The organism is Streptococcus mitis (assembly GCF_002096815.1).
Classification (GTDB): Bacteria; Bacillota; Bacilli; order Lactobacillales; family Streptococcaceae; genus Streptococcus; species Streptococcus mitis_AD.
In genome coordinates, this window is the sequence record NZ_NCVJ01000015.1 from 77,375 (window position 1) to 86,303 (window position 8,929).

An 8,929-nucleotide genomic window follows, 5' to 3' on the forward strand; every position below is an offset into this window, starting at 1 on the left:
CTTTTCTTATAGTTAAAAAGAGATTAAAAAATGAAATAAGATTCGATAGTTATCAGAAAATAACAACTAAAAATGAAAATTCAGAAAAATATATTGACAATAGATTGCAAAGGGTCTATAATGGATAGAAAAACAAAGGAGGATACTATGAAAACAAGGAAAGTATTGGCTCTTGCGGGAGTCACTTTATTAGCAGCTGGTGTCTTAGCGGCTTGTTCTGGTGGTTCTGCTACTAAAGGTGAGCAGACTTTTGCATTTACCTACGAGACAGACCCAGATAATCTCAACTATTTGACAACCAGCAAGGCAGCTACTTCAAACATTACTAGTAACGTCATTGATGGATTGCTTGAAAATGACCGTTATGGGAATCTTGTTCCCTCTATGGCAGAGGACTGGTCAGTTTCTAAAGATGGTTTGATCTACACTTATAAGATTCGTCAGGATGCCAAGTGGTACACATCTGAAGGTGAAGAATATGCTCCTGTCAAGGCTCAAGACTTTGTAACAGGTCTTAAATATGCAACAGATAAGAAATCACAAGCTCTTTACTTGGTACAAGATTCAATCAAGGGTCTGGATGCTTATGCTAAAGGGGAAAATAAAGATTTTTCTCAAGTTGGAATTAAAGCCCTTGACGATCAAACAGTCCAATACACTTTGAACAAACCTGAAAGTTTTTGGAATTCTAAAACAACAATGGGTGTCTTGGCACCAGTTAATGAAGAGTTTTTGAACTCAAAAGGGGATGATTTTGCTAAAGCGACAGATCCAAGCAGTATCTTGTATAATGGTCCTTATTTGTTAAAATCTCTTGTGGCTAAATCTTCCGTTGAATTTGCAAAAAATCCTAACTACTGGGATAAGGATAATGTTCATGTTGATAAGATAAAATTGTCATTCTGGGATGGTCAAGATACCAGCAAACCTGCAGAAAACTTTAAAGATGGTAGCCTTACAGCAGCCCGCCTCTATCCAACAAGTGCAAGTTTCGCAGAACTTGAAAAAACGATGAAGGATAATATTGTCTATACCCAACAAGACTCTACGACTTATCTAGTTGGTACAAATATTGACCGCCAGTCCTATAAATATACTTCTAAGACTAGTGACGAACAAAAGACCTCTACTAAAAAGGCTCTCTTAAACAAGGATTTCCGCCAAGCTATTGCTTTTGGTTTTGATCGTACGGCCTATGCTTCACAAGTGAACGGTGCCAGTGGTGCAAGCAAAATTTTGCGTAATCTTTTTGTACCACCAACATTTGTCCAAGCAGATGGGAAAAACTTTGGCGATATGGTCAAAGAAAAATTGGTGACTTATGGGGATGAATGGAAGGATGTGAACCTTGCTGATGCCCAAGATGGACTATATAATCCTGAAAAAGCCAAGGCAGAATTTGCTAAAGCTAAGTCAGCTCTACAAGCTGAGGGAGTACAATTCCCAATTCACCTAGATATGCCAGTTGACCAGACAGCAACTACAAAAGTTCAACGTGTACAGTCTTTCAAACAATCGGTTGAAGAAACCTTGGGTGCAGATAATGTCGTAATTGATATTCAACAACTACAAAAAGATGAAGTCTTGAATATTACCTACTTTGCTGAAACAGCAGCTGGGGAAGATTGGGATATTTCAGATAATGTTGGTTGGACTCCAGACTTTGCGGATCCATCTACTTACCTCGATATTATCAAACCATCAGTTGGTGAAAACACTAAAACCTACCTTGGCTTTGATTCTGGTACAGATAATGCTGCAGCTAAGAAGGTTGGTCTAAACGACTATGAGAAATTGGTAATTGAAGCTGAAAACGAGACAATAGATGTAGCAAAACGTTATGATAAGTATGCTGTAGCCCAAGCTTGGTTGACAGATAGTGCCTTGATTATTCCAACAACATCACTCACTGGTCGCCCAATCTTGTCTAAGATGGTACCATTTACGATGCCGTTTGCCTTCTCTGGTAACAAGGGGACAAGCGATCCGCTCCTTTACAAATACTTGGAACTTCAAGACAAGGCAGTTACTGCTGATGAATACCAAAAAGCTCAAGATAAATGGATGAAAGAAAAAGAAGAATCCAATAAAAAAGCGCAAGAAGAACTCGCAAAACATGTGAAATAGATTTTAATCATCTATAGAAACTGATTGATAAAGGGTTTGGCATTCGATAGGAATGCTAAATCCTTTTTATTATGTGACAATTTTCCCCTTAATTTCAGAGTATGGTTTTGTCAGAATGAAGAAAAAAATTAGCAATTTTCCTAGCTTTTCTATTGCTTTATCTATTAAAAATTGTTATATTAAAAGTGTAATTATTTTTATAAACGTTAAGCATTGCACTTTTCAGATAGAAAGGAGTATTTTTCGAATAAGAAATGTAAACGCTTACGAAGATTGGTGAAAGGAATCAGGAGTTAATGGATAAACGATTTTTTGAAAAACGATGTACATACAGCATTCGTAAATTTGCACTAGGTGCTGCTTCAGTTATGATTGGGGCTAGTTTTTTTGCTACGGCTCCAGTATTGGCTAACACACCAACAGTTGGCTCAACAGATAATTTGCCAAGTGAGCTGGCTGATTTGGATAAAAAAGCGAGCGATAATGGACGGGAGTTCGATAAGGAAGCTGCAGCAGCAAATCCAGGTTCTGCTGAAACAACGGATGGACCAAAAACTGAAGAAGAGTTACTAGCTCTTGAAAAGGAAAACAAAGAAACTACTGACAAGTTGCCGAAAGAATTAGAAGGTAAAGTTGAAAAAGCTACTGATAATGGTAAAGAGGTAAATAAAGATCAATTAGCACAAGATACTGGTAGTCTAGTTCCTGAAGATGTTGCCAAAACAAAAAATGGAGAATTGAACTATGGCGCTACTGTTAAGATTAAGACTCCATCAGGAGAAGGTAGTGGTATTGTCATTGGTAAGGATCTTGTTTTGACTGTTTCTCACAACTTTATCAAGGATCAACAAGATGGAAATATCCGTAAAGTTGTGGATAATGATAAAGGGGATGGCGATATTTTTAGTATATCCTACCCTGGTTTAGATGATGTAAAATTTAGTAAAAAAGATGTGATTCACTGGGATAGAGATGGTTATCTAAAGGGCTATAAGAACGATTTGGCTCTTGTGAGATTGCGTACAGTTCTTGAAAATGCTCCTGTTGAAGTTACTGAAAAGCCAGTTGTTAAGAAAGTTGGGGATAAAGTCAATATGTTTGGCTATCCTGCTGGTAAGTTGGCGCCAGTTATTAACACTGCTGTGGATTTTGCTGAATCTTATGGTGAAGGTGTTCAAGGAGTTGGTTATCAAGGTGGACAACCAGGTGCTAGCGGTGGCGGTATCTTTGACACGGATGGTAAATTGATTGGCGTTCATCAAAATGGTGTGGTCGGTGTCCGTAGTGGAGGGATCCTTTTCTCTCCAGCTCAATTAAAATGGATTCAAGATCATATTAAGGGAATCTCTAGTTCAAAACCAGCGAATTTAGAGGAAACTGAAAAACCAGTTGAAGAAAAGCCAAAAGCAGATAAGCCGAAAGAAGAAAAACCAGCGACAGCTAAGCCAGAGACACCAAAGGAAGTCACTCCTGAATGGCAAACTGTAGCAAGAAAAGAACAGCAAGGGACTGTTGCTATTCGTGAAGAAAATGGTGTTCGTTACAATAAGTTATCTTCAACAGATCAAAATGACAATGCTAGCAAACCAGCTTTGTTTGAAAAGCAAGGATTGACTGTGGATGCGAATGGGAATGCGAATGTAGATCTCACTTTCAAAGAAGAATCTGAAACAGGCAAATCACGTTTTGGTGTTTTCTTGAAATTTAAAGATACAAATAATAATGTCTTTGTTGGATATGACAAAGAAGGTTGGTTCTGGGAATATAAGACACCAGGTAATAGCACATGGTATCAGGGAGGCCGTGTTGCAGCTCCAGTAAATGGCTCAGTGAATCATCTGACTATTAGCTTAAAATCAGATGGTCAGCTGAATGCAACAAATAATGATGTAAAGCTTTTTGATACGGTTACTTTGCCAGCTGCTGTTAATGAAAATCTTAAAAATGAAAAGAAAATCTTACTTAAAGCTGGTACATATGGTACTGAAAAGACAGTTGTAAATATTAAGACTGACAATCAGGATGGAGTTCAAAATACTGAAGCTACTGCTGAAAAAGAAACTGGTGCGGTAGTAGATGACAGTAAAGTGACTTATGATACTATCCAATCTAAAGTACTAAAAGCGGTGATTGACCAAGCCTTTCCACGTGTTAAGGAATACACGCTGAATGGCCATACTTTGCCTGGACAGGTTCAACAGTTCAATAAAGTATTTATCAATAACCATAAAATCACCCCTGAGGTTACTTATAAGAAAATCAATGAAACAACTGCAGAATATGAAATGAAACTCCGTGATGAGGCTAATCTTATCAATGCGGATATGACAGTTCGTCTGCAAGTTGTGGACAATCAATTACATTTTGATGTAACTAAGATTGTCAACCACAATCAAGTCACTCCAGGTCAAAAGATTGACGATGAAAGAAAATTACTCTCTACTATTAGTTTCCTCGGGAATGCTTTAGTATCTGTTTCTAGTGAGCAAGCTGGTGCTAAGTTTGATGGGGCAACTATGTCAAACAATACGCATGTCAGCGGGGATGATCATATTGAAGTAACCAATCCAATGAAGGATTTGGCTAAGGGTTACATGTATGGATTTGTTTCTACAGATAAGCTTGCTGCAGGTGTTTGGAGTAATTCTCAAAACAGTTACGGTGGTGGCTCTAATGACTGGACCCGTTTGACGGCTTATAAAGAAACCGTTGGAAATGCCAACTATGTCGGAATTCATAGTTCTGAGTGGCAATGGGAAAAAGCTTATAAGGGTATTGTCTTCCCAGAGTACACTAAAGAACTTCCAAGTGCTAAGGTTGTGATTACTGAAGATGCTAATGCGGATAAAAAAGTGGACTGGCAAGATGGTGCCATTGCTTATCGTAGTATCATGAACAACCCTCAAGGCTGGGAAAAAGTCAAGGATATCACAGCTTACCGTATCGCGATGAACTTTGGTTCTCAAGCACAAAATCCATTCCTTATGACCTTGGATGGTATCAAGAAGATCAATCTCCATACAGATGGTCTTGGACAAGGTGTTCTCCTCAAAGGTTATGGTAGTGAAGGTCATGACTCAGGCCATTTGAACTATGCTGATATTGGTAAACGTATTGGTGGTGTCGAAGATTTCAAGGCTTTGATTGAGAAAGCGAAGAAATATGGAGCTCATCTAGGTATCCACGTCAACGCTTCTGAAACTTATCCTGAGTCTAAATACTTTAACGAAAATATTCTTCGTAAGAATCCAGATGGAAGCTATAGTTATGGTTGGAACTGGCTAGACCAAGGTATTAACATTGATGCTGCCTATGATTTGGCGCATGGTCGCTTAGCTCGCTGGGAAGAATTGAAAAACAAACTTGGTGAAGGTCTCGACTTTATCTATGTGGACGTTTGGGGCAATGGCCAATCAGGTGATAACGGTGCCTGGGCTACTCACGTTCTTGCAAAAGAAATTAACAAACAAGGCTGGCGCTTTGCGATCGAGTGGGGTCATGGTGGTGAATACGACTCTACCTTCCAACACTGGGCAGCTGACTTGACCTATGGTGGCTACACTAATAAAGGTATCAACAGTGCCATCACGCGCTTTATCCGCAACCACCAAAAAGATTCTTGGGTTGGGGATTACAGAAGTTACGGTGGTGCAGCGAACTATCCACTTCTAGGTGGCTACAGCATGAAAGACTTTGAAGGTTGGCAAGGAAGAAGTGACTACAATGGCTATGTAACCAACTTATTTGCTCATGATGTCATGACCAAGTACTTCCAACACTTCACTGTAAGTAAATGGGAAAATGGTACACCAGTCACCATGTCTGATAACGGTAGCACTTATAAGTGGACTCCAGAAATGCGAGTGGAATTGGTAGATGCTGATAATAACAAAGTTGTTGTGACTCGTAAGTCAAATGATGTCAATAGCCCGCAATACCGTGAACGTACAGTGACTCTCAATGGACGTGTCATCCAAGATGGTTCAGCTTACTTGACTCCATGGAACTGGGATGCAAATGGTAAGAAACTTGCTAGTGATAAGGAAAAGATGTACTACTTCAATACGCAAGCTGGTGCAACAACTTGGACGCTTCCTAGCGATTGGGCAAAGAGTAAGGTTTATCTTTACAAGCTAACTGACCAAGGTAAGACAGAAGAGCAAGAATTAACTGTAAAAGATGGCAAGATTACCCTTGATCTTACTGCAAATCAACCATACGTTCTCTACCGTTCAAAACAAACCAATCCTGAAATGTCATGGAGCGAAGGCATGCACATCTATGACCAAGGATTTAACAGTGGAACTTTGAAACACTGGACTATTTCTGGTGATGTTTCTAAGGCAGAAATTGTCAAATCACAAGGCGCAAATGAAATGCTTCGTATCCAAGGCAATAAGAGCACAGTCAGCCTTACTCAGAAACTGACTGGCTTGAAACCAAATACTAAGTATGCCGTTTATGTCGGTGTTGATAATCGTAGTAATGCTAAGGCAAGTATCACAGTAAATACTGGTGAAAAAGAAGTGACTAGCTATACCAATAAGTCACTAGCTCTTAACTATGTCAAGGCCTATGCCCATAATACTCGTCGTGACAATGCTACAGTTGATGATACAAGTTACTTCCAAAACATGTATGCCTTCTTTACAACGGGTTCAGATGTATCAAATGTCACTCTTACTTTGAGTCGTGAAGCTGGTGATGAAGCAACTTACTTTGATGAAATTCGTACCTTTGAAAACAATTCAAGTATGTACGGAGATAATCATGATACAGCTAAAGGAACATTTAAACAAGACTTTGAAAATGTCGCTCAAGGTATTTTCCCATTTGTAATTGGTGGTATCGAAGGAGTTGAGGATAATCGTACTCACTTATCTGAAAAACATGATCCATATACACAACGTGATTGGAATGGTAAGAAAGTCGATGATGTTATCGAAGGAAATTGGTCATTGAAGACAAATGGGCTAGTTAGCCGTCGTAACTTGGTTTACCAAACAATTCCTCAAAACTTCCGTTTTGAAGCTGGTAAGACTTATCGTGTAACTTTTGAATACGAAGCAGGCTCTGACAATACCTATGCCTTTGTAGTCGGTAAGGGAGAATTCCAGTCAGGTCGTCGCGGTAATCAAGCAAGCAATTTGGAAATGCATGAACTACCAAATACTTGGACAGATTCTAAGAAAGCCAAGAAGGTAACCTTCCTCGTAACAGGTGCAGAAACAGGCGATACTTGGGTGGGTATCTACTCAACTGGTAACGCAAGCAATACTCGTGGAGATTCTGGTGGAAATGCTAACTTCCGTGGTTACAACGACTTCATCATGGATAAACTTCAAATCGAGGAAATCACTCTAACTGGTAAGATGTTGACAGAAAATGCTCTGAAGAACTACTTGCCAACGGTTGCTATGACCAACTATACTAAGGAATCTATGGATGCCTTGAAGGAAGCTGTCTTTAACCTCAGTCAAGCAGATGATGACATTAGCGTGGAAGAAGCGCGTGCTGAGATTGCTAAGATTGACGCTCTGAAGAATGCCTTGGTACAAAAGAAAACAGCCTTGGTAGCAGAAGACTTTGAAAGTCTAAATGCTCCAGCGCAAGCGGGAGAAGATTTAGCCAATGCCTTTGATGGTAACTTATCAAGTCTATGGCATACGTCTTGGAATGGTGGAGATGTTGGTAAACCTGCAACTATGGTCTTGAAAGAAGCGACGGAAATCACAGGCTTCCGTTATGTACCACGCGGATCAGGATCAAATGGTAATTTGCGAGATGTGAAACTGGTTGTGACAGATGAGTCTGGTAAAGAACATACTTTCACTGCAACTGATTGGCCAGATAACAATAAACCAAAAGATATTGACTTTGGTAAGACAATTAAGGCTAAGAAAATTGTTTTGACAGGTACCAAGTCTTATGGAGATGGTGGGGATAAATATCAAGCCGCTGCTGAGTTGATCTTTAGTCGTCCACAGGTGGCAGAAACAGCTCTTGATTTGTCAGGTTATGAAACAGCTTTAGCGAAAGCTCAAAAATTGACCAGCAAAGAAAATCAAGAGGAAGTAGCAAGTGTAGTAGCTAGCATGAAATATGCTACGGATAACCATCTCTTGACTGAAAGAATGGTTGCCTATTTTGCAGAATATCTCAACCAACTACAAGATCAGACTGTGAAACCAGATGCTCCTACAAGTAGCAAAGGTGAGGAGGCAGCACCAATTCTTGAATTGCCTGAGTATAAAGGCCCGCTTGGAACAGCAGGTGAAGAAGCAGCACCAATTCTTGATGTACCTGAGTATAAAGGACCAGTTGGAACAGCAGGTGAAGAAGCAGCTGTCAATGAAGTTCCAGAATACAAAGGTGGCGCCAATGCAGTAGAGGCCTTAGTTCATGAATTGCCAGAATACAAAGGCGGAGCTAATGCAGTAGAAGCTTTGGTAAACGAAAAGCCAGCCTACACAGGACTATTGGCTACAGCAGGCGATCAAGCAGCACCAACTATTGAAAAACCTGAGTATCGGATTAGTCAATTGGGTCAAGGAAAACTTGCAGAATCTAAAACTTCAGTTTCAACAGAAGAGCAGAAGAGATTGCCAGAAACGGGAGAAAGCCAATCGGATACAGCTATCTTCCTAGCTAGCGTCGGTCTTGCCTTATCTGCTGCTGTCCTTGCGACAAAACGAAAAGAAAATTAAAGAAGACTGAATTTTATAACTTACAGGAACTAGAATTCAGACAGAAATAACTTAGTTGGAGAGAACCTCTAGGTTCTCTCCATTTTCAAATGGAA

2 protein-coding genes are annotated in these 8,929 nt (G+C 39.7%); both read left to right on the forward strand.

Annotated features, from left to right (window positions below; all coding sequences use genetic code 11):
• Positions 1-147 precede the first annotated feature (147 nt).
• On the forward strand, positions 148-2,127 hold the full coding sequence (locus B7696_RS00665) for a peptide ABC transporter substrate-binding protein (protein WP_084861593.1): 1,980 nt from the start codon (positions 148-150) through the stop codon (positions 2,125-2,127).
• Between the two features lie 296 nt (positions 2,128-2,423).
• Positions 2,424-8,834 carry a SpGH101 family endo-alpha-N-acetylgalactosaminidase gene (locus B7696_RS00670; RefSeq protein WP_084861595.1) on the forward strand — a complete coding sequence of 2,137 codons (6,411 nt, stop codon included), beginning with the start codon at positions 2,424-2,426 and terminating at the stop codon, positions 8,832-8,834.
• Positions 8,835-8,929: the final 95 nt, after the last annotated feature.